We start from the raw sequence: 24,336 nt of genomic DNA, 5'->3' as shown, positions 1-24,336 counted from the left end.
CGTTGGTTTCCCTTCGGGACTCACGTCGTCGAATCGGTCGGCAGGAGGCCGACGCCGAGGCGGTCGACGCCTCGGCCGGCGTCGATGCACTCGTAGAGGTGGATGCCGCTCGCGTGGCTCACGACCGACACGACGGAGCACAGGAGTGCGTTCAGGTCGGCCTGCTGCTGCTGGACGGCGATGGCGTATGCCGTCACCTCGTCCGCGGTCGGCGTGGCCGGGAGCGTCGGCGGGGAGGCGAGCACCGCGAGGTCGGTGAAGATGGCCGGGTCGGTGAAGCAGACGCGCAGGTCGACGTGGGCGGGGGCGTAGCGGCGCACGAAGTCGACGGCCTCCTCGCGTCGCTCCCAGTCGACGAAGCCCTTCGCCGTCGACGGGTCGCCGGTGCTGGGCACCGGGACGCTCGTCGGGACGAAGAGGGTCGCGGTGTAGGGCTCGGCCGTGAGCCCGTTGCCCGGCGCCTTGAAGTGCTCGAGCAGGTAGGGCCTGCCGGATGCGGGCAGGTCGAACCACAGGCAGAACCAGCTGAGGAAGCCGCGCGGCGTGCCGCGGCGTCGCCACAGCCGGGTGCAGCGGGCCAGGAGCTCGCGGCGCTGCTGGAGGCCCCTCTCGGTGCCCGGCCAGCTCGTCGGGAAGGTGATGCTCGCCCAACGGGCGACCTCGTCGTAGGTCGCGAGGTGGTGCGCGAGCAGGGCATCCGCACCCGCGTCGAGCGGCAGGTCGGCCGGCCAGCGCAGCGTCGCGTCGGGGCCGAGCGCCGTGAGCAGGTCCTCGAGGTGCTCGACCACGGCGTGGCTGAGCTCGTCGGCGAGGCCGAGGTAGGCGTCGACCTGCGCGAACGAGCCCTCGTCCTCCTGGTAGACGGCAGGCAGCTGCGACGCCAGACGGGTGTGGTCGGGTCCGCGCGCGGGGGCGGTGGCCGGTCCGGCGCTACGCATCGCCGCACCGGCTCGTCAGCGAGAAGCGCACCCGGATGCAGCGGGCATCGGCGAGCCGGGGCACCGCGTTGCTCGGGATCGGGAGGTAGCCGTGGCTGGCAGGGATGAAGTCGGGGTCACCGTCGACCTTCATCGCGAGGTCCTCGACGCCGCGCACGAGGGGGTTGCCGACGATCGCCTCGACGACCTCGGTGAAGCGCACGGATGCGCCGGGCACCCATCCGAGGGTGGGCTGGTCGTGGCGGGGCCAGGGGCCGTCGACGAGCGGCGCCGGCGTGGGAGCGAACGTCTCGGGTCGACCGCGCTCGAAGAAGGCGACGACCCGGGCCCGAGCGTCCTCGATGACGGCCTCGCGGTCGGCGCCGACCTCGCTGACGAGGGTGGCCTGGACGAGGACGGGCGCCCGCTCGAGGAGGCTCGCGCCGACCTCGTCGCAGATGACGCGCCGCGGCTCGAGGTCGTCGACGTCGTCGCGCCAGTCGGGGAACGGCGCGCCGGCCTCGGGTCCGACGGCTGTCGTCAGCACGTCGCGCAGGAAGGCGGCTCGTCGTGGCGCGGTGGTGAGCTCGGTGCGGCTCTCGACGACGAGGGTCAGGGCGACGGCGTGCTCGTCGACCGCGACGGACGGGATGGCGTCGGTCGGCAGCCCGTTCCACGCGATGCCGGGCAGCCGCCCCGTGACCGTCCACGCGCGCACGACGTCCGGGTGGGACCGCGCGCGACGGGCGTAGTCGTCGGCCGTCACCGGCTCGCACGTCAGGGCCTGCACCGGGTGCGGCGGCCACACGAGGGACCGGCCCTGCTCGTCCTCGAGGTCCTCGGGGAGCAGCCCGGCCGCCTGTGGGGCTGCGGCGACGGCATACGTCGTCTCGTCGGTGTCGAGCCCGGCCAGGGCGAGGGCGGCACGGGTCGCCGCGAGCGTGTCGGAGGTCGTCGTGCGCACGGCGTCCAGGTGGCCGGAGAGGACCTCGCGCGACAGCCGTCGCCGCTCGCGGCGCACGAGGGCGACGACCTCCTCGTCCCAGAGCGGCAGGGACCAGGCGAGCTCGGCGGCGGCCGCGACGTCGATGGCTCCGACGTCGAGGGGCGCGTCCGGGTCGGAGCGACGTGGTGCGGCCGCGGCAGCGGCGGCGTGCGCCGACGCGACGGCGGTGGCGACGACCCCGGCCTGCTCCTGCGCCACCTGCCGCACGAGCCGGGTGCGCATCAGGGCGACGACCGCCGGGCGGTCCCCGGGACGGAACGCGCTCGCCCAGGGCTCGGTCGAGAGCAGCGCGACGGCGTCGGCGCGCGAGCGGCTCGCGCGGACGAGGGGCTCGAGCACCGTCGCGGACGTCGCGGGACTCGCGAGGGCGTCGGCGACTGCCGACAGCGGCGCGAGGTCGGCGGGCGTCAGCGCGGGGTCGGACGGGTCGGCCTCGGGATCCCACCGGCCGGCGGGAAGCGTTGCGTGCCAGTGCCGTCCGGCGTCGGCGTCCCACGCACGCACCTCGAGCGGCCAGCCGTCGAGGTGGCGCTCGGCCGTCCGGTAGTGCAGGTCGGCGAGGCCGTAGGCCAGGACCTCGAGCAGGGTGATGCCGGGGTCGGCGGCGTTGTGGTCGGTCCACGCGGGCGTGGCGGTCGCCGTGAGGTGGTCGACCATGCGGGCGCGCACGGTCTCCCAGTCCGCGTCGGGTGCGACCGGCACGAAGCGCGTGATCGGCGTGACCTGCGGGGTGGACGGCCCGGTGGCCGGTTGCGCACTCACAGCTGCTCCTCGCACGAGAGGTGGTGGTCGCCGGACGAGCAGTACAGCCCGCGGCACGGGTCGACGGTGACCACCTCGACGGAGTCGCCCGACCCGTCGTGGAGGTCGAAGTCGAGGACGACGTCGACGTCGGGCTGGCGCTCGAGGAAGGCGATGAGCGTCGACGCGTAGAGGTCACGGCCCCAGCGGACGGGCACGGTGCCGGTGGGGTGCAGCACCCGCTCGAGGGCGCCCGTGACGGCCTGGCTGCCGGTGAGGGCCGCGACGCCGCTGCGGAGCCGGATCGAGGCGACGACGGTGACGGGCCGGTAGTCCGGGCAGAGCACGTGTAGCGTCGCGCCGATGGGGGCGCGCGGCTGGACGAGGTCGATGACCCGGCCCGCGAGGCTCACGGACGGGCGGGGCGCGACGTCGAGCGGCCGGTCCGGCACGACGACGATGCCGACGTGTCCGGGGGCCCGCAGCCCGTCGCTGCCGGTGTGCGGCAGGCAGAGCACGGCCGCGACCTCGGGGAGGGCGAGCGCGACGTGCTGCTCGAGGTCCCACGGGGTCAGGGCCCGGTCGCGGTGGCGCACCCGCGCCGAGGCCCGCGCGAGGTAGGCCGCGTCGGTCTCCGGTGCCCAACCGCGCACGGAGGCGAGGTTGGTGACCTTCTTGACGCCGGGGACGGGTGCGAGGGTGCCCTTGATCGTGCCGACCGGGAGCGCCTCCGCGGAGCTGGGGTCGAGGCCGGGATCGACCGCCCCCGAGACGAACTCGGCGACGACGGCGTCGACGACGACGGCGAGCAGGACGCCGAGCCGTCCCGGCACGACGGTCTCGATCCGCACCCAGCGCCCGGTGTCGGCCGAGAGGTCGTCGCAGCCGACGGCCCACGTGCGCGGGGCGACGAAGCGGAGCAGGCCGGCCTCGCGGAGCTGGCGCGAGCCGTCGGCGACGGCGAGGGGCGACCACGTCGTGCCGTCCCAGAACTGCCACGAGGCCGGGGCCGTGTCCGAGCTGCCGCACGGCGCGGCGGAGTCGACGTCGAGGTAGAGGGAGACGCTCGACCCGAGGGCGGCTGCGGGCAGCTCGAGCCCGATGGCGACCATGGCCGTCGCGCCGAGGTCGGACACGACGAGCCGGAAGGGCGTGAAACGGCCGGCGGCGCCACCGACGCGGCGCTGCCGGCGCCAGCCGCTGCTCGACTCGACGAGCGTGGCCTCGACCGGGGTCGTCGTGTAGCGCACCGTCACGGCGGAGGCGATGGGCGGCACCGGCACGGGCGGCATCGTCGGCTTGGGACCCGTGCCCGCCACGGCCCGGGTCGCGAAGTCGGCGACCTTGGCCTGGTAGTCCGTCCAGCCGAAGTCGCCCTGGGCGAGAAAGGCGCGCAGGTAGTGGCCGGGCTGTCCCGCGACGGCGAACGTCTCCGAGGCGACGGCCGACCCGCTGACGGGGGCCGACAGGGTGGCGAAGCTCGAGGACGGGGAGCCGACCGGCTTCCAGGCGCCGTCCTCGCGGCGCTGCCAGACGACCGACGGTGTGGTGGTCGTCGACACGGCGCCGTAGATCGAGGTCCACTGCGACTCGACCGACGCATACTGCGTCCCGAGGATCGACTTGATGCTGAGCAGCTGCGTCTTCAGGCTGTCGGCGAGCCAGACGGGGATGCCCGTGCCGCCGGCGGACGACGAGAGCGGCGCGCCGCCCTCCTGCATCACCTGGACCGCGACCTCGACGGTGGCGAGCGCCTTGCCGAACGCCTCGTCCGAGCGCACGTAGAACGCGTCGCCACGCTTCGCGACGGCCCCGAACGGCTGGAACTCCTTGGTGACGTCGACCGCGCCGTCGTTGTAGAAGGCGGCCTCGGGGACGTATGCCGTCCGGTTCGTCACGCGGACCGTGGCCCCGGTGAACGAGAAGGCCACAGGCACGGCCTTTCCCGCCGCGACGACACCCTCGATCCAGGGCACCTCCCCCTCGGGGGCCCCGCAGCCACCGGTCAGCGTCACCGTGACGGTCGAGCCCGAGACCGTGCCGCCCGTCGTCTGGCTCGTCGTGCCGTCGGCGCGCGACCAGCGCCAGACCATCGTGGACAGGCCGTCCGCACCGTCCGCACCGGTGAAGGCGAGCTCGGCCGTGAGGTCACCCCCGTCGAAGACGAGCGCGGGCGAGTGGACGCGCAGGGAGTGTGTGGCCTCCGGCCCGACCGACGGACGCAGCGGGAAGGCGGGCGCCGCCCCGGCGACCCCGTGGGCCAGCTCCGGGTCGCCGGGGGCGAAGGACCGCACGCCGGTCAGGACCGCGCCGTGCGCCGTCAACGCGTCGAGGGTGACGTAGCGGCGCTCGTTGCCGAAGGCGTCCTTGCCGCCGCGCAGGCGCGTGCCCCGGGGTAGCACCGCGGGCGCCGCCTTGGGGTCGACCGTCGCGTGCGCGACGACGCGGTCGGGCAGCGCGGGCAGGCGACCGATCTCGAGGACGTCCTCGAGCCAGGCCCGGCGGGTCCGCTCCGGCAGGGTCGCGAGGTGCGCGTCGAGGGCGGCGTACTCCGCGGCCACGGCGGCGAGGAGCTCCCGGTCGGGCGTCCCGGCGGGTGAGGGCACGGTCGCGCCGTCCGGTGCGGTCGCGAACAGCACGTCGGCCCAGGTGTCGTCGGCGTCGTAGGGCGCCAGCCGCGCGGCGGCCGCCATCGCGGCGACGACCTGCTCCGGGGTGCGCCCACCCGCGGTCATGACGCACCCGCGAGGTAGAAGGGCACGACGAGACTCGTCGGCCGCCGGTGCCGGTCGATGCGGAACTCGATGGTGACGTCGACGCGGTCGTCCGCCTCGCCGGCGGGCACCGCCTCGACGGCGTCGACGATGACGCGAGGTTCGCCGAGCACGAGCGCACGGCGGACGTCGTCGGCGAGCCGGTGGCAGGCCTCCGACGTGCGCGGCTCGAAGACGTAGCGGTCGACGCCCGCGCCGAGGTCGGGTCGCATGACGCGGCTGCCGATCATGGTGCGCAGGAGCAGGACGAGGGCCTCGCCCACGTGCTCGGCGCCGTCGTTCGTCACGAGGTCGACGGGCCCGGTGCCGCCGGTGCCGCCGACGCCGGTGCGCTCCCAGCGCGGCGGGAACGCCCATCCTCGCCCGACCTGCGGGTAGTCGTCGGTGGTCATCCGATCACCACCGTCGGGCTGCCCACGACGACGGACGCGCCGCAGCCGCAGGCGTCGCCGGCCCGCAGAGCCGGCCGGCCCTGCACGAGGACGGTCGCCGAGCCCGCGACGAACGGGCTGGCCGGGACGTGCGAGGGCGGCGGGATGACGCAGGCGTGCATGTCGCCGACGACGGCGGCCGGCATACCGGCGATGAGCACGGTCGCGACGCCCGGTCCGACGACCGTGCCCCCGTGCGCCGTGGTGTCACCGACGCGTGCTGCCCCCGGCATGTCTCCTCCTCGTTGGCTCTGTCGTTGGTCTGGTGGTCTGGACCGGATGGCGTCCGGCTAGTTGATGGTGACGAGAGATCCCTTGAGCCCCAGCGACCCCGAGGCCTTGACGTCGAGGGTCGCCGAGCTCTCGATGCTCGACGGGCCCGATGCCTTGGCCGCGAGCTTGAGCGAGTCGAGCGAGATGGTCCCGGAGGACGACGAGAGGGTGATGTCGCCCTTCGCCGCCGTCAGCTCGATGCCGTCGGCGGACAGGCGGATCGCGTTGCCGCTGTCCTGGTGGGTGATGACGACCTCGGAGTTCTTGTCGGACAGCACGATCGAGTGCCCCTTGCCGGTCTTGACGGTGACCGCGCTCGCATCCCCGTCCTCGAGGCGCACGGTGTGCTGGTCGGGCGAGACGAGGGCGCGCACGGCGTTCGTGTCCGCGTCGACGGTGAAGGGTGGCTGCTGGCTGCCGTTGTAGAGGGAGCCGAGGACGACGGGGTGTGCCGGGTCGCCGCCGACGAAGCCCACGAGCACCTCCTGCCCCACCGCCGGCACGATGACGGCCCCGTAGCCGTCGCCGGCGTCGACGTTCGAGAGTCGGGCCCAGACGCCGTCGCCGCCGTCGGTGCGCCACGGCAGGCGCACCTTGACGCGGTTGAGCGACGCGGGGTCGTCGAGCGCCTCGACGAGGCCGATCCCGAGCGAGGGGCCCCGGTCGCCGGAGCGGGCCGACCCGTCGTCGGCCCCTGCGCGCGGCACGAGCCGCGGCGGCGAGCCCACCTGGAACTCGGTGACGTAGCCCTGGGCCGAGAGCCGGTGGCGGGCGGCCGAGACGTAGTGCGGGCCGGCCATGCGCCGTCCGACGCCGGCGAGGGAGAGCCAGCCGTCACAGCGCAGGCCGGGCTCGCCCTGCACGACCCCGGTGCCGTGGATGTGCCCGAGCGCCGAGCGACGTTGGGCAGCAACGGCCCTCGCGTCCGCCTCGTCGGAGGCGGCGACCGCGTCCGACTCGACGCGCTCGTCGCGCAGGGGCCACCCGGCGTCGGCGACAGCGGTCGAGTGGGTCGGCCGGTCACCGACGTCGATGCCGGCCGCGCTCGCGCTCTGCTCGCTCTCGGTCGCCTCGGCGGCGTCGACGTCCCAGCCGACCCCGGTGGCACCCTCGATGGAGCGGGTGAGGTCCTGGGTGAGGTGGAGCTCGACGATCGACCGGGTCCAGTCGAGCTCGAGCGGGTCCTCGGCGGCGGACGGCGGACGGAGCACCAGCTTCGTGCCGCGGACGAAGACGACCCAGCCGAGCTCGCTCGCCCGGCGGGTCAGCGCGTCCCAGTCGCTGACCCGGTCGCTCGCCCAGAAGGGATGGCTCACGCCGTCGGCCGCGTCCGTCTCGAGGGAGTAGTCGGCGGCGAGCGCCGAGGCGATGTCGGCGTCGGTGACGTCGGCGAGCTGGCGTGACCGCGGGGGGTGGTCCATGAGCACCGAGCGCGAGCGGCCCTCGACCCGGAGCACCGGAGGACTGCCGCTCGGGAAGTGCGTCGTCAGGGAGGCGATGACACCGTCGAAGACCTCCGTGAGGTCCGAGTGGTAGCCGAGGGAGACCGCGATGCCCGCCCCGGGCGTGAACGGGCCGTCGTCGCTGTGCCGCACGGCGCGCTGGTCGGCGTCCCAGTTCTGGACGAGCAGGGTGAGGCGTCCGTGCCGCCCGACCTCCTCGTGCACCTCCACCTCGACGACGTCCGCTGCGACGAGCGGCTCGAGGGCCGACCCGCCGACCCGCACCTCGAAGGCCGGACGGTCGCGCTGGGTCGTCGGCGTGGTCATCGGCGGGTCCCCAGCGGCGGGAGCAGGAGCAGCTGCCCGGTGGTGAGTCCGCGCGGGTTCGTCAGCCGGTTGGCGGCGGCGAGCGGGCGCCAGTAGGCCGGGTCGCCGTAGACGCGGGCCGCGATGGCGTCGAGGGCGTCGCCGTCCGTGACGAGCCAGGTCTGGTAGAGGTCCGGCGAGGCCGGCCGGTCCTCGGCGGCGACCTCTTGGGGCGACAGCGCCTCCTTGAGGGAGAGCTTGACCGTCGCCCGCAGCGGCTCCCCCGCCCGGTCGAAGAGCTTGTACGTCACGTCGGCCTGGGTGAGGATGCCGCGGAAGCTGAACCGCCCCCAGTAGCAGTGCACGTAGTAGGGCTGGTGCGTGTCGCCCTGGAACTTCGTCAGGGCGAGCAGCGCCTCGAGCAGGTCACCGATGCCGCCGGGCTCGCCGACGACGCCGGTGCCGTCGAGGAGCAGGTCGACCTGCACCTGGTCGGGCTCGCCGCCGCTGAAGGACTGCTGCGGCGCGGACGTCCCGGCCGACTGGGTCGCCTGGTAGAGGTTCTTGCGCGAGAAGGACAGCTCGGTCGGGTTGAGCAGCGCCTGCCATCGCAGCCCGGTGGGCTGCTCGAACTTCAGGTCGGCGTACGCGTCGATGGTCAGCTTGGTCAGCTGGGTGGCCGTGAGGTTCACCGGTCCCACTCCCGCCTCAGGACCTCGAGCACCCGCTCCACGGCGCGGCGGACGAGGGCCTCCATCGCGGCGTCACCGAGCGGTGCGTCGGGTGCCGGCCCGGCGGCATCCGTCCTCGGTGCGACGACGACCTCGGTGACGATCTCGCTGATGACGACGGGCACTCAGACCACCTTCTTGAGGACGAGCCCGTGGTGGGCGATCTCGACGGCCTCGACGGCGACGGCCGAGCTCTGGGCGTCGAGGTCGGGGCCGGTGAGCTTGACGGGCCAGCCCCGGGTGAAGGCCCACACGCGGACCGGCGCGAGGGCACCCTCGACGGTGCTCATGAGCACGACGGTCCCGTCGCGCGGGGTGACGACGCCCGTGACGTGGAACTCGTAGAACCAGTCCCACAGCTCCTGGAGCGGACCCGCGCCCTGGTTGAGGACGAGGTTGGGGAAGGACGCGCGCGTCGGGAAGCGGTGGGCGAAGCGGTTCTCCCCGCCCTCCTGGTACTCCTCGACGGCGACCTCACCCGCGAGCCCGGTGCACTTGCTGAAGCTGACGGACGCGAGCCCGTCGATGGCCAGCACGAAGTGCGCCGTCGTGAACGGCACGAGCGCGGGTGAGGCGAGCGGGAGCATCGGCTACTTCGCCTCGATCTCGATGCCTTCGCAGGCGAACTCGACCGACTCGATGGCGACGTCGGTGCCGGTCGCCTTGAGCCCGGGGCCCTCGATCTTGACCGGCCAGGCCTCCTTGATCTTCCACGTCATGACCGGCTCGCGCTCCTCGTTGAGGAGGCTGACCGTGACGTCACGACGCTCGACCGCGCCGATGGTGATGGAGTTGTACCACTCGAAGAGCCCGTTGCCGGCCTCCGTCGGGGCGATGCCGCGCTTGAGCGTCACGTTGGAGAACTTGCGCAGTCCGGGCTGCTTGCGCGTCGAGAACTGCGGGTCGGCGCCGCCGCGGTACTCGACGACCTCGGCCTCCATCGTCAGCCCGCTCACCTCCGAGAAGCTCGAGGTCTGCTGGCGGTCGCCCCAGCTGACGGTGAAGTGCAGGGTGGTCATGGGATACATGTCAGGCTCCTTGGCTCACAAGAGGATTCAGGCGGCGTACGCGTCGGCTGGTCACGGCGGGTCACTCGGACAGCCGCTTGTGGCTGAAGCGGAAGACGACGAACTCGGCGGGCTTGGCCGGCGCGATGGCGACCTCGGTGATGATGAGCCCGAGGTCGATGTCCGTCTCGGTCATCGTCTCGCCGAGCCCGACGCGCACGCGGTAGGCCTGCTCGGGCTTCGTGCCCGCGAGCGCCCCGGCCCGCCACTGCTGGTCGAGGAAGTTCTCGACCGAGACCTTGACGCGGATCCAGGTCTGGGCGGTGTTGGGCTCGAAGACGACCCATTGCGTGGCCCGGTCGACGGACGTCTCGATCATGGTGAAGAGGCGTCGGACGTTGACGTAGCGCCACGTCGTGTCGTCGGTCGCGTTGCGGGCGCCCCACAGCCGGGTGCCTCGGCCCGGGAAGGCCCGGATGAGGTTGACCCCGCCGGGGTTGAGCAGGTCCTGCCGACGCTGGGTGTAGGCCTGTGAGAGCCCGACGATGCCGGTCACCGTCTCGTTGCCGGGTGCCTTGTGCACCCCGCGGAGGCGGTCGGTGCGCGCGAAGACCCCCGCGACGAAGCCCGACGGCGGCACGGTCGTGAAGCGGTCGATCGAGTCGGGGTCGACCGTGACGATCTGCAGGTGCGGGGCGTAGAGCGCGGCATACGTGCTCGAGAGGGTCGTGTTGCGCCACGACAGCAGGTCGGTGTCGTCGAGGTCGGGGGCGTCGACGATGGCGAAGCGCCGGAAGTTCTCGCAGTGCGTCACGACCTGGCCGACGAGGTCGGCCTGCAGGAGGGGGTCGTCGAGCGTGAGCGCGTCGGGGCAGATGACCATGGCGGGCTCGGCGACCTCCTCGAGCCGGGACAGGCCGGCGCGGAAGTCGTCGTTGGTCGGGGCCTTGTCGGCGCCGATCCGGTCGACGGCGGTGTAGAAGGGCGCGGCCGCGAGCGACACCGCCGGTGCCCCGCCCGCCCGGGCGGACACGGTGACGAGACCGGACACGCCGTTGACGACGTCGTCCTTGGCGAAGTACGCCGGGTGGTTCGGGCTCAGCGAGAGGCCACCGAACGACTCGGCGAGGGCGCCGGCGACGGACACGGCGAGCGTGAACCGCGCGGCGACCACCGAGGCCGACTCGACGGCATACAGCGGGAAGCGCACCTGCGCCGCGTTGGAGACGGCGGTGCTCGCTGCGAAGCGCAGCACGTAGGTGTCTCCCCCGGCGGCGTCGACCGCCGTGACGGGCGCGAACGCCGTGCCGAGCCCCACCACGTCGCCGACACGCGGGGCCACGGCGCACCGGACGGCGATGCCGTCGTCGGCGTCGGCCTGGAGCGTGAACGTCGCGTCAGTGTACGTGTCGGTCGCGACGGGGGCGGGCGCGAGCGTGAAGCCGCCGGCCGTCCGGGTCGCGACGACGGCCGGGGTGGGACCGGCGCCGGTGAACGTCACCCTGGCCCCGGCGGGGAGGAAGCCGTATGCGTTGCCGACGTCAGCGGCGGACAGCCCGGTGATGCCGAGGCCCGAGTCCGCGAGCAGCACCGCGGTGACCGGGGCGTTGACGGTGACCGGGCCGCTCGGGGCAGTCGTGGCGCCGACGACGACGAAGCGGTTCGTCTGCCACGACGCGGTGCGGCCGTCGCCGGTGGTGAGCCGGGCCGCCGCGTGCTCGGCGCCGCTCGCTGTCAGCTCGGACGCGATGGGCGCCGTGAGCGGACGGTCGAAGGCGAGGGCCGAGGCCGAGACGTTGAGCGAGGGCGGCGACCCGGCGGGGGTGCCCGCGATCATCGCCGTCGCGCGGTAGTCGGTGCGGCGCTGGACGAAGGCGGCGCCCGGGAGCGCGCCGAGGGACGCGTCGAGGGTCAGCGTGACGCCGCTGCCCGCGGTCGTGACGTCGGTGACGACCGCACTCGACCGGGTGCCGCTGGGCGCGACGGCGACGACGACGTCACCCTTCTTGAAGCCCTTGCCGGACGGGAGGAAGACCGAGGTGGCGGCCGCGGGCGCCGCGCTGGCGACGACCGAGCCGGCCGGGAGGGTGACGCCGGCGCTGGCGCTCCCGACCGTGATCGAGGTCGTCGTGAGAGCCGTGACGAGCGCGGTGGGCGGGGCGGCGACCGAGCCGCTCGTCGGCGCGGCGACGAGGGCGACCGTGTCACCGGGCTTGAGTCCTGCCGTCGAGGCGACGGCGATCGTGCCCCCGCCGCCACTCGCGATGGCACCCGTGGCCGACGTCGTCGTCGCGCGGTAGAAGGACCCCGACGCCGCGGACTCGTCGGCGGACACGGCGACCGTCAGGTCGTTGCCCCACGTCCCGGGCGAGCTCGCCTCGATGTCGAAGCTCTCGGTGCCGGAGACGTCGAACGCCGTCCACGAGGCGCCGGTCGACGGGTCGACGCGCACGATCCAGGCGGCCGGGCCGCCGTTCTCGAAGAAGCCGAAGACCGACTCGCCCGTGAAGCCACGGGACGTCGCCGACCCGAAGGTCCGCACGAAGTCGGCCCAGCCGGTGACGCGCGTCGGCTCCTTGACGGGACCCCGGCGCGTCGTGCCGAGCACGGCGACGACGCTCGTGGGGGCGGCTGCGATCGGCTGCGGCCCCGAGGGGACCTCCTCGACGTAGACGCCGGGTGAAAGGTAGGTCGTCACGGTGCCCTCCTCGGCTCGTGCTCTCTTCGTGGTTCAGGTGGGGGTGCGGTTCGATGCGGTTCGGTTGAGGTGCGGTTCGGTGCAGGTGGTGCGGTCGCCCGGGGGTGCCGGGGTCAGGTCGTGTCGACGAGGTCGACGCGGGTGGCCGTCGTGCGGACGTCGACGGTGAGCGTGCGCAGCGGCTGGCCCCCGACGAGCACGTCGAGCGGGGTGAAGGCGGCGGTCCACTCGACGGGCGCCGACCGGTAGGTGCCGGGCGCGACCTCGGGGAGGGTGACGCTCGGCCTGGGGTTCGGTCCGGACGTGGCGCGTGCGGTGACGGTGGCACCGGTCCGCGGCGCTCCGGTCGACGGTGTCGTGAGGACGACGGTCAGGGTCGTCGGCACCGGGTGGACGGCGTGCTCGACCTCGTCGGCGTCGAGGCCGATGACGAGCGTCCGCGGCGGCCGGCCCGCGACCGGCGGCATCACGAGGACGTCGGCGAGCGCCCCGTCGGTGAGGGTCACGACGACCGTCGGCGGCGTCGCGGGCTCGCGCGCGTCGGCGCGGGCGCTGACGACGAGGACGTCGGGCAGCACGCGCAGGCTCCAGCCGGCCGGGGCACCCTCGAGGTGCGCCTCGAGCCCGCGCAGCCGCGCGCCCGTCGAGGCGTGGACGAGGCGCACCGTGTGACGCAGCGTCGTCGTCACGGTCGCGAGGTGCGGGGCCGCCGGCTGGACGCTCACGTCGCCCCCACCCAGTCGATGCGGTGCTCGCGGACCCGGCCGCGGCCGTCCCGCTCGAGGACCGGCACGGGCGCGACGTCGACCTCGTAGAAGAGCGCGAGCCGGCCCGGGCGCCCGAGCGACCCCCACACCTGGTTGCGCTCGTCGGCGGTCGGGGCGAGCAGGCGGATGCCGAGGCTCTCGACCTCGTCTGACAGCGGTGGCGCTAGCTCCGGCGGTCGCACGATCGGCGTCGTGTGGAAGGCCTGGACGACGCGGCCGAGCCGGGTCTGCGCCTCGTCGTGCTCGCCGATGTAGGTCACGAGGTAGGTCAGCTGGAGCGAGAGCGGGGCGCGGACGAGCCCGGTGAGCCCGTCGACGAGGGGCCGGTTGCGCAGGTGCGGGTGCTCGGCGACCGCGATGAGCGCGAGGACGCCCTTGGTGTCCGGCAGGGCGGTCTTGTCGCCCTGGGACAGCGAGTGGAGCACGACCCACGAGCCGAGGTCGGGCGTCGCCCGGTGGACGACGTCGCGCAGCGCCTCGCTGACCTCGCGGATCACGGTCGCTCCCAACGCCGCGGGTCCACGCCGTCGTCGTCGAGGCGTGCCTCGACGATCCGCTCGATCTCGGCGAACGATCCCACGTAGGTCTCCTCGTCCGTGGCCATGTCGCGCACCCGGGCCCTGATGACGGCCGGGAGCGAGTCGACGTCGCGGGGCTCGGCCCACACGTCGATGAGGAATCGCCGCCTCCACGCTCGCATCACCAGGCCGTGACCCTTCTGCTCAGCCACGAGCGTCCCGGTCGCCGATCACCGACCGATCACCGCGACCCCCGCCCCCGATCACGACCCGATCACCCCGCACCCGTCGACAGGCCACTCGTGGCCCACCCCCACCCGTCGAGAGGCCGCTCGTGGCCCACGCGCACCCGTCGAGAGGCCACGACTGGCCGCCCCCGCCACGTCGAGTGGCCACGTCTGGCCGCCACCCCGGCGACACGGCATACGCCCTCGGTGCCCGTCAGGGCATGCGGTGGAGGCGGTCGAGCGCGCGGTCGACGATCTCGGCGAGCCGCACGACCTCGCGTCGGGCCCGCTCGAGCTCGGCGACGAGCGCGGCGACCGAGGCGGCCTGCCCGGCGTCGCCACGGGTGATCCGCGCGTAGAGCGCGACCGTCTCGGGCATCGGGTCGGCGCCGAGCTCGGCGAGCAGCGTCAGGCGGCACTGCTCGAACTGCCGCTCGACGAGGTCGTGCCGACCGGACGCGGCGTAGGCGCCCATGAGGTGGCGGTGGACGTCCTCGCGCAGCGGCTCGATGGCGAGCGCGAGCGCCCCGTAGCGGTCGACCGCCGCGACGTCGCCGCGCGTGCCGTGGTGCTGGACGAGGTAGTCGAGGGCGGTGAGGTAGAGGGTCTCGATGCGGTGGCGTGCGCCGAGCACCCACTCGTCGTCGCAGACCTCGACGAGGCGACCGCGGTGCAGCGCGACGGCGTCCTCGAGCCGTCGGACGTCGTCGTCCATGAGGTCGACGACGCTGCGTCGCAGCACAGGCGCGAGGAGGTCCTCGAAGCGCACGGCATCGACCGTCATCGGCACGCCCGGGCTCAGCGCGACCGACCGTCCACCGGAGCGGCCGACGAGCTCGACGCCCGTGCTCGCGCGCACCTCGGACTGCAGGCGCCAGACGGCCGTGTTGAGCCGGCGGCGGGCGGAGTCCTCCGGACAGTCGGAGAAGAGCTGGGCAGCCGCGACCGCGCGCCGGCGCCCCTCGCGCGGTGCGAGCGCGAGATAGGCGACGAGCACCGCGGCACCCGGCGACAGCGCCACGGGATCGTCTCCCGAGACGAGCGTCGGAGCACCGAGAAGATTCAGTCTGAGCCCCGAGACGGCCACGCTAACCCCCACACATCGAGGTGGGCTGCTCACCCAAGAAAATACGCCCGAACCGCATGTTTCGTGACCGCTTCGGCCGGATCCGCCGACGGCTGCAGGCCGCCCCGCGTGGCCCCTTCAGGTATGCCGTCTGGCGGGCTAACGTGCGAGGGCATGGCCCGCTCGCGCCCCGCCCGGCTCCGCGACATCGACGAGGCAGCCGCCGCGCTGCCCGAGGTGACGCGCGACCCGCCGTCGGGAGGGCGACCGTCGTTCGCGGTGCGCGGCAGGACGTTCGCGTTCGCGCGAGGCCCGCGCAAGGACGCGTTCGACCCCGAGACGGGTGAGCCGTACGACGACGTCCTCGCCTTCACGTGCACGGCCGAGGACAAGGAGTCGATGGTCTCGGACCCGGACTCGCCGTGGTTCACGACGCCGCACTGGAACGGCTACAACGCGGTGCTGCTGCTCGAGCGCGACCTCGGGAGGCTGACGGCGGAGGAGATCCGCGAGGTCGTGACCGACGCCTGGCTGACCAAGGCGCCCAAGCGACTGGCGAAGGAGCTGCTCGACGGTCCATGACGGACGGAATACCCCAGAGGGGTATCCTGTTGACGACGAGGAGGTGCCATGGCTGGATACACCGGCAGCAAGGACGACTACCTGAAGCGGCTGCGCCGCATCGAGGGGCAGGTCCGCGGGGTGCAGAAGATGGTCGACAGCGACACCTACTGCATCGACATCCTGACCCAGGTCAGCGCGATCACCAAGGCGCTGCAGGCGGTCAGCCTGGGGCTGCTCGAGGACCACGTGGCCCACTGCGTCGTCGACGCCGCCCGGGAGTCCGACGAGGCCGCCGCCGAGAAGGTCCGCGAGGCCTCCGAGGCCATCGCACGACTTGTCCGCAGCTGAGCCCTCCGCCCCACCGTCCATCCCGTCCGAGGAGACCACGATGACCGAGACCACCCAGACCGAGATCACCGTCGCCGGCATGACGTGCGGCCACTGCAGCTCCGCCGTGAGCGGCGAGCTGTCCGCACTGCCCGGCGTCGTCGCGGTCGCCGTCGACCTGCACCCGGGCGAGGACTCGCCCGTCACCATCACCAGCGAGGCCCCCCTCGACCCGGCCGTCGTCGCCGACGCCGTCGCCGAGGCGGGCTACAGCCTCCGATGAGCATGGGCCGGGCACCGGTGACCACCGAGCGGACCCCCGACGAGGTCCGGCTCGCCATCACCGGCATGACCTGCGCCTCCTGCTCGGCCCGCATCGAGCGCAAGCTCTCGAAGGTCGCGGGCGTCGAGTCCGCGACCGTCAACCTCGCCACCGAGAAGGCCCTCGTCTCGTTCACCGCCCCGGTCACGGTCGAGCAGATCGTCGCCGAGGTGAAGAAGACCGGCTACGGCGCCACCGTCATCGACGGCTCGCGCCCCGCCCGCCCCGCCGCCACCACCACGCCGACCGCGTATGCCGTGTCGCCCGAGAGTGCCCCCGTCGCGACCGCGGGCGACGAGCCCGCAAAACCTGCAGCCGGAGCCCTCCTCGAGAAGCTGCGCGCCCAGGAGCTGGCCCGGCAGAAGGTCCGTGACGCGTCCGCCGCATCCGCGGCCGCCACGGCCGCGACCACAGCCGGGGCCGGAGCCGTGAAGTCCGACGCCCGGCCCGCACCGCACACCCACGGCTCGGGTGATGCCGGCCACGCCGGCCACGCCGCCCCCGCGGACCACGCCGCCCCCGCGGACCACGCCGGCCACGCCGGCCACGCGGACCACGCGGGCCACGGCGGTGCCGGCGAGAACCACCTCGACCACACCCCCGCGCAGGACGTCCTCAAGCCCCGGCTCGTCGTCGCCATCGCCCTGACGATCCCGGTGCTGCTGCTCGCCATGGTGCTGCCCGAGTTCGCGGCGAGCCCATGGCTCGAGCTGGTCCTCGCGACGCCCGTCGTCTTCTGGTGCGCCTGGCCCTTCCACCGCGCCGCCGCCGTCAACGCCCGGCACCTCGCGTCGACGATGGACACGCTCGTCTCGATCGGCGTGCTCGCCGCCTGGGGCTACTCCGTCGTCGAGCTGCTCCAGGGCGGCATGCACCTCTACTTCGAGGTCGCCTCGGTCGTCACGACGTTCCTGCTCGTCGGCCGCTTCCTCGAGGCCCGCGCCAAGGACTCCGGCAAGGACGCCCTGCGCTCGCTGCTCGACCTCGGCGCCAAGGACGTGTCCGTCCTGCGCATCGACCCGCAGTCGCGGATCACGAGCGAGCTGCGCATCCCCGTCGACCAGCTCGTCGTCGGCGACCAGTTCGTCGTGCGCCCGGGCGAGAAGGTCGCGACCGACGGCACCGTGCGCGACGGGTCGAGCGCCGTCGATGCGAGCCTCGTCACCGGCGAGTCCACGCCCGTCGACGTCTCCCCCGGCGACGACGTCACCGGCGGCTCGATCAACTCCACCGGACGCATCGTCGTCGAGGCCCGCAAGGTCGGCGCCGACACGATGCTCGCCGGCATCCAGCGCCTCGTCGAGACCGCGCAGACCGGCAAAGCCGACGTCCAGCGCCTCGCCGACCGCGTCTCTGCGATCTTCGTCCCGGTCGTCCTCGTCATCGCGGTCGTGACCTTCGTCGCGTGGCTCCTGACGGGCCACGACCTCGGCACGTCGCTCGCCGTCGCCGTGACGGTCCTCATCATCGCCTGCCCCTGCGCGCTCGGTCTCGCCACGCCGACCGCCCTGCTCGTCGGCACCGGCCGCGGCGCCCAGCTCGGCACCCTCATCAAGGGCCCGCAGGTCCTCGAGGACACCCGCCGCGTCGACACCGTCGTGCTCGACAAGACGGGCACCGTGACCACGGGTCAGCTGCGGCTGCGGAGCATCGCCGTGCGCGGCAAGCTCTCCAAGAAGGCAGCGCTCACGGCGGCCGCCGCCGTCGAGCAGGGCAGCGAGCACCCCATCGCGCAGGCCGTCGTCGACGGCGCGCGGCTGGCCAGGCTCGACCTGCCGCGCATCCACGACTTCCAGGCCAACCCGGGCGAGGGCGCGACCGCCCGGATCAAGGACACCGAGGTCACCGTCGGCAAGGCCGTCCTCTTCGAGAGCGTCGACCCCGAGCTGTTGGAGCACGCGCGGAGCCACGCCGGCACGACGGTCTTCGTCGGCTGGGACGGCGTCGCCCGGGCGGCCCTCACCGTCGAGGACACGGTGCGTGAGTCGTCCACGGCCGCCATCGCCCGGCTGCGGGCGCTCGGCCTCACGCCCTACCTGCTGACCGGCGACAGCGCGTCCAACGCGCGCAGCGTCGCCGAGCAGGTCGGCATCGACGCCCGCAACGTGCGCGCCGACGTGCTGCCCGCCGAGAAGCACGCGGTCGTGACCGAGCTGCAGACGTCCGGCCGGGTCGTCGCCATGGTCGGCGACGGCGTCAACGACGCGGCCGCGCTCGCCCAGGCCGACCTCGGCCTGGCGATGGGTTCGGGCACCGACGTCGCCATGGACTCCGCCGACATCGTCCTCGTGCGCACCGACCTCGACGCCGTCGGCGACGCCATCGGTCTCTCCCGCGCGACGCTGCGCATCATCAAGCAGAACCTCGCCTGGGCGTTCGGCTACAACACCGCCGCCATCCCGCTCGCCGCGTTCGGCCTGCTCAACCCGATGATCGCCGGCGCGACGATGGCCCTCTCGTCGGTGCTCGTCGTCAGCAACTCGCTGCGTCTCAAGCGCTGGCACCGCTGACGGGGCCCCCGGTCACCTCACGACCCCGCGGTTTGAGGTATTCGGCCCGCCGATACTGCAGGCGGAATACCTCAACCGGGTGGTGCGGTCTCCTCGGCCGACGACGGCAGGGCCGCCACCGGTGCCGGGTCCGAGCCGCCAGCAGTCAGCTGCGGCGCACCGGAGCCGGTGAGGTAGGCGTGCACGTTGGCGGCCACCTCGCGGAGGGGCCGCGGCGGCAGGTAGGCCGAGGCCCCGGCGTCGAGCAACCGACTCACGGGTCCCGGTGCGCTGACACCGAGCTCGTCGTCCTCGATCTCGGTCACGATGATGCGGGCCTGGGGGAACATCCCTCGCAGTGACCCGAGCAGCTGCGGGCTCACCGGGTGGGTCAGCACGACGTCGGCGCTCGTCGGGGCCCTGAGCAGGTCGAGCACGACGTAGCCGTCGCCCAGCTCGTCGGAGAGTCGCTGGCGAGCGGCCTTCGACAGCTTCGTCGCCGTCGCCACCACCATGACGCCCTCGGGCACGCGCTCCGGACCACCACCGTCGTCGTCCCCGCGACCGGCCCGCTCCGGCTCCGGCCCACCCAGGACGGTGCCCACCAGCACGCTCGGATGGTGCACCAGCACGCCGATCTCGCGTCCGTCGCGGCGGAGCGTGACCTCCTGCCCGGCGACCATCGCCTCCACGGCAGCGCGGACGTCGCGCGGCAGCGCCTCGAGGTCGAGGCTCGGCACCGGGCGGCGCCTCCCCCACCTGTGGACCTGACCGTCGCGCTCCTGCACCGGCTCCTGGGGCATCCAGGCACCCTAACCCGGCCACCCGGCGAACCCGGGCGCGACCGGCCGCCGCGCGACACGGCATACGACATCGGGACGACGAACGGCGGCCACCCCGAAGGGTGGCCGCCGTTCGCGTGCGAGCTGGTGGCTCGGTCAGATGGTGACCTTGCCGGCCGGGGTGTCGAAGGTGACCGACAGCAGACCCGGCGTGCCGTGCGGGGCGACGAACGTGAAGTCGATGCCGCCCTTGTCGAAGGTGTCCTCCGGGCCGAGCCACTCGCGCACGCGCTTGGGGTCACCGGCGATCTGGAGGTTGTCGATCGAGACCGACGTGTCGGCGCCCGCGGAGGGGTGCACCGTCATGTCGTCCCACTCGATGAAGTAGGGGACCTGCGGGTCCGCCATGAGGCCCTTGATGCCGAGCTGGCGCCACTTGAGCTCGGTGCCGTCGGGGCGGTGCCGGTTGCCCGGGACCGACTCGCGACCGAGGCGATGCTCGACGACGACGATGTCGTCGACGGCGACGACCCAGCCGAGCCAGCCGCCACCGGCCTCGGAGGCGGCACGGACGGCCTGCCCGAAGGGCGCCTTGTCGGAGGCCGGGTGGTCCAGCACCTCGACGACCTCGAGGTAGTGGTCCTTGGCCAGGGGGAAGATCACGTTGCGCGTGCCGAACCGGGGATGCACCCCGCCGTCGACAGGGGCGACGCCGATGAGCTCGGACAGCCGGGCGGCCGTGGCCTTGAGGCCACCGGCCTCTGCTGCATAGGAGACGTGGTCAACTCGCATACAGAACATCGTGACACACGCCAAGGGGTGCTCTTGACCACCCCTCCCTGTCCCCTGCGGGGCTCGTCACACGCGTCACATGAATGAAACCTGGGCGTCACCTCGTATGCCGTCCCGCGGGCTCCCGGAGGGCCGCCCGGTCAGCGCGCGTCGCGTTGACGAACCGCCTCGTAGAGCACGATCGCGGCCGACGCGGCGACGTTGAGGCTGTTCGCCTTGCCGTGCATGGGAATCCGGACGCGGTGGGTGGCGGCGTCGAGCAGGGTGCGGTCGGTGCCGTGCTTCTCGCTGCCGACCGCGATGGCGACGCGGCCGGTGTAGTCGACGTCGGTGTGCAGCAGGTCGGTCTCGGGGGTCGTGACCACGAGACGGATCTCGTTCGTCGCGATCCAGTCGAGCGCCTCGGCCGTCGTCGCGCTCGCGGCCGGCACCGCGAACACGGTCCCCTTGCTCGCGCGCACGACGTTGGGGTTGCCCCAGTCGGTGACGGGGTCTGCGGCCACGACGGCGTCGACCCCGGCAGCGTCGGCGGTGCGGAGCATGGCGCCGAGGTTGCCGGGCTTCTCGACGCCCTGGCTGAGCAGGGTGAGGTGGTCGGCCCCGTCGACGCGCAGGTCGTCGAGGGCGACGCCGATGCGGTCGACGACGGCGAGGAGCCCGTCGGGGCCCTCGCGGTAGCTGACCTTCTCGAAGGCGCTGCGGCTGAGGTGCACGACCTCGACGCGGTCGTCACGCAGGCGCGCGACCAGGTCGGTCTGGTGGCCGATGTCCTGGCTCCCGGCGCGGCCGGCGGGGCTGAAGAGCTCCTCGCAGACGTAGACGGTGCCGGGCCGCACGCCGGCCGAGAGGGCGAGGCCGATCTCCTCGTAGCCCTCGACGAGCGTCTGCCCGGTCTCCTCGCGGGTGCGCCGCCGGCGCAGGGCGAGCAGGCCCTTGAGGCGCGGGTTGGACGCGGACGTGATGGTCGGCTCGTGGGAGGAGTGGGTCGCGTTCGTCATGGCAGGCCCAGCATCCCATTCGCGTGCACGTCAGGGGTGGAGGCGGGCGCCCTTGAGGATGCGGTCGACGGCGTTCTTCGGGGCGTGCAGGGCGAGGCCGACGAGGTCGAGGTCGGCGGCGGGCACGGACGCGACGGCCGCGCGGTTGTCGGCGTCGTGCCCGGTCGCGAACATCGCGCGCGTGTAGACGGCGAGCGCCGTCCCCCGTCGGAGCGCCCGCTCGTGCGCCGCGGTCAGCGTCGGGGCGCCACCCTCGAAGACGAGGACGGGCATCCCGAGAAGGGGGAGGTACGCGTGCCCGTCGGCGTCGGCGTACGGCTGCCCGACGAGCTCGGGGTGCGCGGCCGTCACACCGCTGACGAGGAACGCCGTGACGTTGAGGCGCTGCCAGGGCTCGAGGTCGTCGCGCACGAGGACGGCGATCTTGGTGTCGAAGGGCGGGGTGAGCAGGTCGTCCATGGCCCCCAGCCTGCGGGGTCGCGCGGGCCACCGTCTTGTACGTCGTTGACCCTCCCCCGCAACACACCGTGCAGGTCACAACACCCCGCAGTCCGAACCCGGTGGGTTGTGACCTGCTCGGTGTGTTGCCGTGTGGAGGTTCAGGGGGCGGAGGAGCGCTGGTAGCGGGCGGGTGTCGTGCCGAGGAACCGGCGGAAGTGCCGCGTCAGGTGCGCCTGGTCGTAGAAGCCGGCCTCCGTCGCCACGAGCGCTGCCGGGACGCCGTCGCGTAGCCGTCGTCGGGCGAGGTCGAGACGCCGACCGATGACGTACGCGTGGGGCGGGAGGCCGTACGCGGCGGCGAAGGAGCGCACCAGGTGCGGTGTCGTGACGCCGAGCGAGGCCGCCACCGCGGCGATCCCGGGGGTTCCGACGGGGTCGGCGTCGAGGGCCTCACGGGCGAGTCGGGCGACCGGTCCGGGTGCCGGCGGCGCGGGGACCGCGGCAGCCCGGCGACCGCGTACGAGATGGGCGTTCAGCCGCTCGACGACGAGGGCGAGGCGCGACTCGGCCTCGAGGTCGTCGCGCGCCACGAGCGCGCGGTCGAGCCGCGAAACCGCCTCGGGCAGAGCGGCATCGGGCAGCAGGGGAGCGTCGACGGCCGACCCGACGAGGTCGGGCGCGATGACGTCCTCCTCGAGGTAGACGACACGCTTGCGGAAGCCGGTCGACGTCAGGGCGCGGCCGTCGTGGACGACGTGCGGTGGCAGCAGCGTGACGCCCGAGCGCACGGCCGTGTGGTCGTGGCGGTCGAGGTCGTAGCCGATGACGCCGTCGTCGACGACGAGCAGGGTCCACGTGTCGTGGGTGTGCCCCGGATACGCGTGGTCGTGCCACTGCGCGTGGAAGACCTCGGCGATCCCGGCCACGTCCGGGCGCCACGACGCGGTCCGGTCGATCGGCGCTCCCACTCGGGCACGGTAACCCGGTCTCGGCTCGTAGGGTGGAGGTCGACCACGACGGAGGAGGGCCCGTGACCGACTTCCCGCGCCTCATGCACACCGCGCTCGACACGACGGACGCCCGGGGCCTGGCCGAGTTCTACCGAGTCCTGCTCGGACTGCACTACCGATCCGGCCACGAGCCCCCGGCCGACGGGCCCGACGACGCCGACTGGCTCGTGCTGCTCGACGCCGACGGGGTGCGGCGCCTCGCGTTCCAGCGGGTCGACGTGGCACTCCCCCGGTCGACGTGGCCGAGCCACGAGGTGCCGATGCAGCTGCACATCGACTACGCCGTGCCGAGCGTCGCCGAGCTGGACCGCCACCGGGAGCGGGCCCTCGCGCTGGGCGCCGAGGTGCTGCTCGACCGCACCGACGACGAGAGCGAGCCGCTCGTCGTGCTCGCCGACCCGGCCGGCCACCCGTTCTGCCTTCTCGTCGCGCCCTGACGCTCCTGCCTGTCGGCGGCTCGGCGTAGCGTCGGGACGACGGAGACCCCGGGGCACCGGCGCGCCGGGGTCGCGGGACCAGGAGGCACGATGACCACCCTCGACGGACGACCCAACACCGCCCTGCTCGTCATCGACGTCCAGAACGACGTCGTGTCGGGCGCCTGGGACCGCGACGGCGTCATCGGCCGCATCAACACCCTCGTCGACAAGGCCCGCACCGAGCACGTGCCGGTCATCTGGGTGCAGCACTCCGACGACAACATGCCGATGGACACCGACGGCTGGCAGTACGTCCCGGAGCTGACCCGCGAGGAGTCCGAGCCGCTCGTCCACAAGCGTTACGGCGACTCGTTCGAGGACACCGACCTCGAGGCGATCCTCGCCGAACGACAGGTCGGGCGGGTCGTCGTCACCGGCGCGCAGACCGACGCGTGCATCCGGTCGACCCTCCACGGCGCGCTCGTCCGCGGTTACGACACCACCCTCGTCGAGGACGCCCACACGACCGAGGACCTCCGCCAGTGGGGCGTTCCGGTCTCACCCGAGCAGGTCATCGCCCACACCAACGTCTACTGGTCGTGGTCCGAGGCTCCGGGACGCACGGGCGACGTGACGCCCACGGCCGAGGTCGACTTCCGCGCCCGCTGACCGGGCGGCGCGACCTCTGAGGGACCTCGACGCGAGCCCGCCTAGGCTGGAGCCATGCTCGACACGTTGGCCGCCCTGCCCTTCTGGCAGGCGTTCCTGGCGCTCTTCGCGAGCGCCATGGTGCGGTCCAACGGCACGTACTGGGTCGGTCGTGGTGCCATCGCCGGCTGGCGTCGCCACCGTGGCACGCACGGCGACGTGACCGGCCGCGCCGAGACGATGCTCCGACGGTTCGGTCCCTTCGCCGTCACGCTCTCCTACCTCACCGTCGGCATCCAGACCGCGATCCACCTGACCACCGGCGTCATGCGGATGCCGCTGCGCTACTACTTGCCGGCCGCCATCGCCGGGTCGGCCGTGTGGGCGGTGCTCTACGCGACGGTGGGTCTGGCCGTGGTGCAGGCCTGGCTCGCCGCCGAGGCCGGGTCGTGGTGGGGCGTCGCCGTCCTCGTGCTGGTCGTGGTCGCCGTCGCCGCTTGGCTCGCCACCCGGCGCCGCACCCACACCCGCACCCGCACCCAGCCGAGTGAGCGCCCCGTCCCACTCGAGTGAGCGCCACGCCTCCTGACACGACCCGAACACGAGCGTGACGTGGGCGCCGTCCGGGCTCACTACGCTG

General features: G+C 73.5%; 27 protein-coding genes. 7 read left to right on the top strand and 20 right to left on the bottom strand.

The window, feature by feature from the left end:
* Window positions 1-20: 20 nt before the first annotated feature.
* The 15 genes from ASG96_RS00340 to ASG96_RS00275 form a co-directional block, all read right to left on the bottom strand.
* Window positions 21-938, bottom strand: a complete 918-nt coding sequence (locus ASG96_RS00340; protein ID WP_057585888.1) for a hypothetical protein — start codon at window positions 936-938, stop codon at window positions 21-23.
* Window positions 931-2,685 carry a hypothetical protein gene (locus ASG96_RS00335; protein ID WP_057585886.1) on the bottom strand — a complete coding sequence of 585 codons (1,755 nt, stop codon included), beginning with the start codon at window positions 2,683-2,685 and terminating at the stop codon, window positions 931-933. The genes ASG96_RS00340 and ASG96_RS00335 overlap by 8 nt, the downstream gene beginning before the upstream one ends.
* Complete coding sequence (locus ASG96_RS00330) at window positions 2,682-5,399, bottom strand: baseplate J/gp47 family protein (RefSeq protein WP_057585884.1); 2,718 nt, start codon at window positions 5,397-5,399, stop codon at window positions 2,682-2,684. The genes ASG96_RS00335 and ASG96_RS00330 overlap by 4 nt, the downstream gene beginning before the upstream one ends.
* A complete protein-coding gene (locus tag ASG96_RS00325; RefSeq protein WP_057585882.1) occupies window positions 5,396-5,830 on the bottom strand; it encodes a GPW/gp25 family protein in 435 nt (144 codons plus the stop codon). The genes ASG96_RS00330 and ASG96_RS00325 overlap by 4 nt, the downstream gene beginning before the upstream one ends.
* A complete protein-coding gene (locus tag ASG96_RS00320; RefSeq protein WP_056755773.1) occupies window positions 5,827-6,102 on the bottom strand; it encodes a PAAR domain-containing protein in 276 nt (91 codons plus the stop codon). Before ASG96_RS00320 ends, ASG96_RS00325 begins: the two co-directional genes overlap by 4 nt.
* A gap of 57 nt (window positions 6,103-6,159) precedes the next feature.
* A complete protein-coding gene (locus ASG96_RS00315; RefSeq protein WP_057585881.1) occupies window positions 6,160-7,911 on the bottom strand; it encodes a phage baseplate assembly protein V in 1,752 nt (583 codons plus the stop codon).
* A complete protein-coding gene (locus ASG96_RS00310) occupies window positions 7,908-8,582 on the bottom strand; it encodes a hypothetical protein (RefSeq protein ID WP_057585879.1) in 675 nt (224 codons plus the stop codon). Before ASG96_RS00310 ends, ASG96_RS00315 begins: the two co-directional genes overlap by 4 nt.
* Window positions 8,579-8,746: a DUF5908 family protein gene (locus ASG96_RS23020; RefSeq protein ID WP_157610578.1), complete on the bottom strand. Its 168-nt coding sequence runs from the start codon at window positions 8,744-8,746 to the stop codon at window positions 8,579-8,581. Before ASG96_RS23020 ends, ASG96_RS00310 begins: the two co-directional genes overlap by 4 nt.
* A complete protein-coding gene (locus ASG96_RS00305) occupies window positions 8,747-9,208 on the bottom strand; it encodes a phage tail protein (RefSeq protein ID WP_056755764.1) in 462 nt (153 codons plus the stop codon).
* 3 nt (window positions 9,209-9,211) lie between these two features.
* The gene (locus tag ASG96_RS00300) at window positions 9,212-9,649 is read right to left on the bottom strand and encodes a phage tail protein (protein ID WP_056755757.1); all 438 of its coding nucleotides are present in this window, start codon (window positions 9,647-9,649) and stop codon (window positions 9,212-9,214) included.
* 61 nt (window positions 9,650-9,710) lie between these two features.
* Window positions 9,711-12,326 (bottom strand): phage tail sheath subtilisin-like domain-containing protein, encoded by a 2,616-nt coding sequence (locus tag ASG96_RS00295; RefSeq protein WP_057585877.1) that lies wholly within the window; start codon window positions 12,324-12,326, stop codon window positions 9,711-9,713.
* A gap of 113 nt (window positions 12,327-12,439) precedes the next feature.
* A complete protein-coding gene (locus ASG96_RS00290; RefSeq protein ID WP_057585875.1) occupies window positions 12,440-13,051 on the bottom strand; it encodes a hypothetical protein in 612 nt (203 codons plus the stop codon).
* Window positions 13,048-13,590, bottom strand: a complete 543-nt coding sequence (locus ASG96_RS00285) for a Pvc16 family protein (protein WP_056755748.1) — start codon at window positions 13,588-13,590, stop codon at window positions 13,048-13,050. The genes ASG96_RS00290 and ASG96_RS00285 overlap by 4 nt, the downstream gene beginning before the upstream one ends.
* Window positions 13,587-13,823 carry a hypothetical protein gene (locus tag ASG96_RS23525; protein WP_056755745.1) on the bottom strand — a complete coding sequence of 79 codons (237 nt, stop codon included), beginning with the start codon at window positions 13,821-13,823 and terminating at the stop codon, window positions 13,587-13,589. The genes ASG96_RS00285 and ASG96_RS23525 overlap by 4 nt, the downstream gene beginning before the upstream one ends.
* Before the next feature lie 229 nt (window positions 13,824-14,052).
* A complete protein-coding gene (locus tag ASG96_RS00275) occupies window positions 14,053-14,859 on the bottom strand; it encodes a bacterial transcriptional activator domain-containing protein (RefSeq protein WP_056755741.1) in 807 nt (268 codons plus the stop codon).
* 219 nt (window positions 14,860-15,078) lie between these two features.
* Here ASG96_RS00275 and ASG96_RS00270 point away from each other — a divergent pair, with 219 nt between their 5' ends.
* Genes ASG96_RS00270 through ASG96_RS00255 form a run of 4 tightly spaced genes read left to right on the top strand, consistent with a single transcriptional unit; the run spans window position 15,079 to window position 18,627 of the window.
* A complete protein-coding gene (locus ASG96_RS00270; protein ID WP_056755738.1) occupies window positions 15,079-15,486 on the top strand; it encodes an MmcQ/YjbR family DNA-binding protein in 408 nt (135 codons plus the stop codon).
* Between the two features lie 48 nt (window positions 15,487-15,534).
* Complete coding sequence (locus tag ASG96_RS00265) at window positions 15,535-15,816, top strand: metal-sensitive transcriptional regulator (RefSeq protein ID WP_056755733.1); 282 nt, start codon at window positions 15,535-15,537, stop codon at window positions 15,814-15,816.
* 40 nt (window positions 15,817-15,856) lie between these two features.
* Window positions 15,857-16,078 carry a heavy-metal-associated domain-containing protein gene (locus tag ASG96_RS00260; protein ID WP_056755730.1) on the top strand — a complete coding sequence of 74 codons (222 nt, stop codon included), beginning with the start codon at window positions 15,857-15,859 and terminating at the stop codon, window positions 16,076-16,078.
* Window positions 16,079-16,080: 2 nt separating this feature from the next.
* Entirely contained in the window at window positions 16,081-18,627 is a 2,547-nt protein-coding gene (locus ASG96_RS00255; RefSeq protein WP_369793592.1) for a heavy metal translocating P-type ATPase, read from the top strand.
* Window positions 18,628-18,698: 71 nt separating this feature from the next.
* Here ASG96_RS00255 and ASG96_RS00250 read toward each other — a convergent pair whose 3' ends face one another.
* The 5 genes from ASG96_RS00250 to ASG96_RS00230 all read right to left on the bottom strand — a co-directional run bounded on the left by ASG96_RS00250 (window position 18,699) and on the right by ASG96_RS00230 (window position 22,587).
* Window positions 18,699-19,409 (bottom strand): hypothetical protein, encoded by a 711-nt coding sequence (locus ASG96_RS00250; protein WP_157610577.1) that lies wholly within the window; start codon window positions 19,407-19,409, stop codon window positions 18,699-18,701.
* A 135-nt stretch (window positions 19,410-19,544) separates the two neighbouring features.
* Window positions 19,545-20,180, bottom strand: coding sequence for a VOC family protein (locus tag ASG96_RS00245; protein WP_056755720.1), 636 nt, complete (start codon window positions 20,178-20,180; stop codon window positions 19,545-19,547).
* Window positions 20,181-20,320: 140 nt separating this feature from the next.
* Complete coding sequence (locus ASG96_RS00240) at window positions 20,321-21,178, bottom strand: RNA methyltransferase (RefSeq protein ID WP_056755717.1); 858 nt, start codon at window positions 21,176-21,178, stop codon at window positions 20,321-20,323.
* Window positions 21,179-21,208: 30 nt separating this feature from the next.
* Window positions 21,209-21,637, bottom strand: a complete 429-nt coding sequence (locus ASG96_RS00235) for a DUF2000 domain-containing protein (RefSeq protein ID WP_056755714.1) — start codon at window positions 21,635-21,637, stop codon at window positions 21,209-21,211.
* A gap of 140 nt (window positions 21,638-21,777) precedes the next feature.
* Window positions 21,778-22,587 carry an AraC family transcriptional regulator gene (locus ASG96_RS00230; protein ID WP_200958599.1) on the bottom strand — a complete coding sequence of 270 codons (810 nt, stop codon included), beginning with the start codon at window positions 22,585-22,587 and terminating at the stop codon, window positions 21,778-21,780.
* Between the two features lie 62 nt (window positions 22,588-22,649).
* Here ASG96_RS00230 and ASG96_RS00225 point away from each other — a divergent pair, with 62 nt between their 5' ends.
* From ASG96_RS00225 to ASG96_RS00215, 3 genes are all read left to right on the top strand, one after another.
* A complete protein-coding gene (locus ASG96_RS00225) occupies window positions 22,650-23,066 on the top strand; it encodes a VOC family protein (RefSeq protein ID WP_056755712.1) in 417 nt (138 codons plus the stop codon).
* Between the two features lie 90 nt (window positions 23,067-23,156).
* Window positions 23,157-23,717 carry a cysteine hydrolase family protein gene (locus tag ASG96_RS00220; protein ID WP_056755709.1) on the top strand — a complete coding sequence of 187 codons (561 nt, stop codon included), beginning with the start codon at window positions 23,157-23,159 and terminating at the stop codon, window positions 23,715-23,717.
* A 54-nt stretch (window positions 23,718-23,771) separates the two neighbouring features.
* Window positions 23,772-24,269, top strand: coding sequence for a DedA family protein (locus ASG96_RS00215; RefSeq protein ID WP_056755706.1), 498 nt, complete (start codon window positions 23,772-23,774; stop codon window positions 24,267-24,269).
* Window positions 24,270-24,336 lie beyond the last annotated feature (67 nt).

This window comes from Terrabacter sp. Soil810 (assembly GCF_001429645.1).
Taxonomy (GTDB): Bacteria; Actinomycetota; Actinomycetes; order Actinomycetales; family Dermatophilaceae; genus Terrabacter.
The sequence above is the reverse complement of the archived record's forward strand: the minus strand, read 5'-3'. Positions and strand labels throughout refer to the sequence as shown.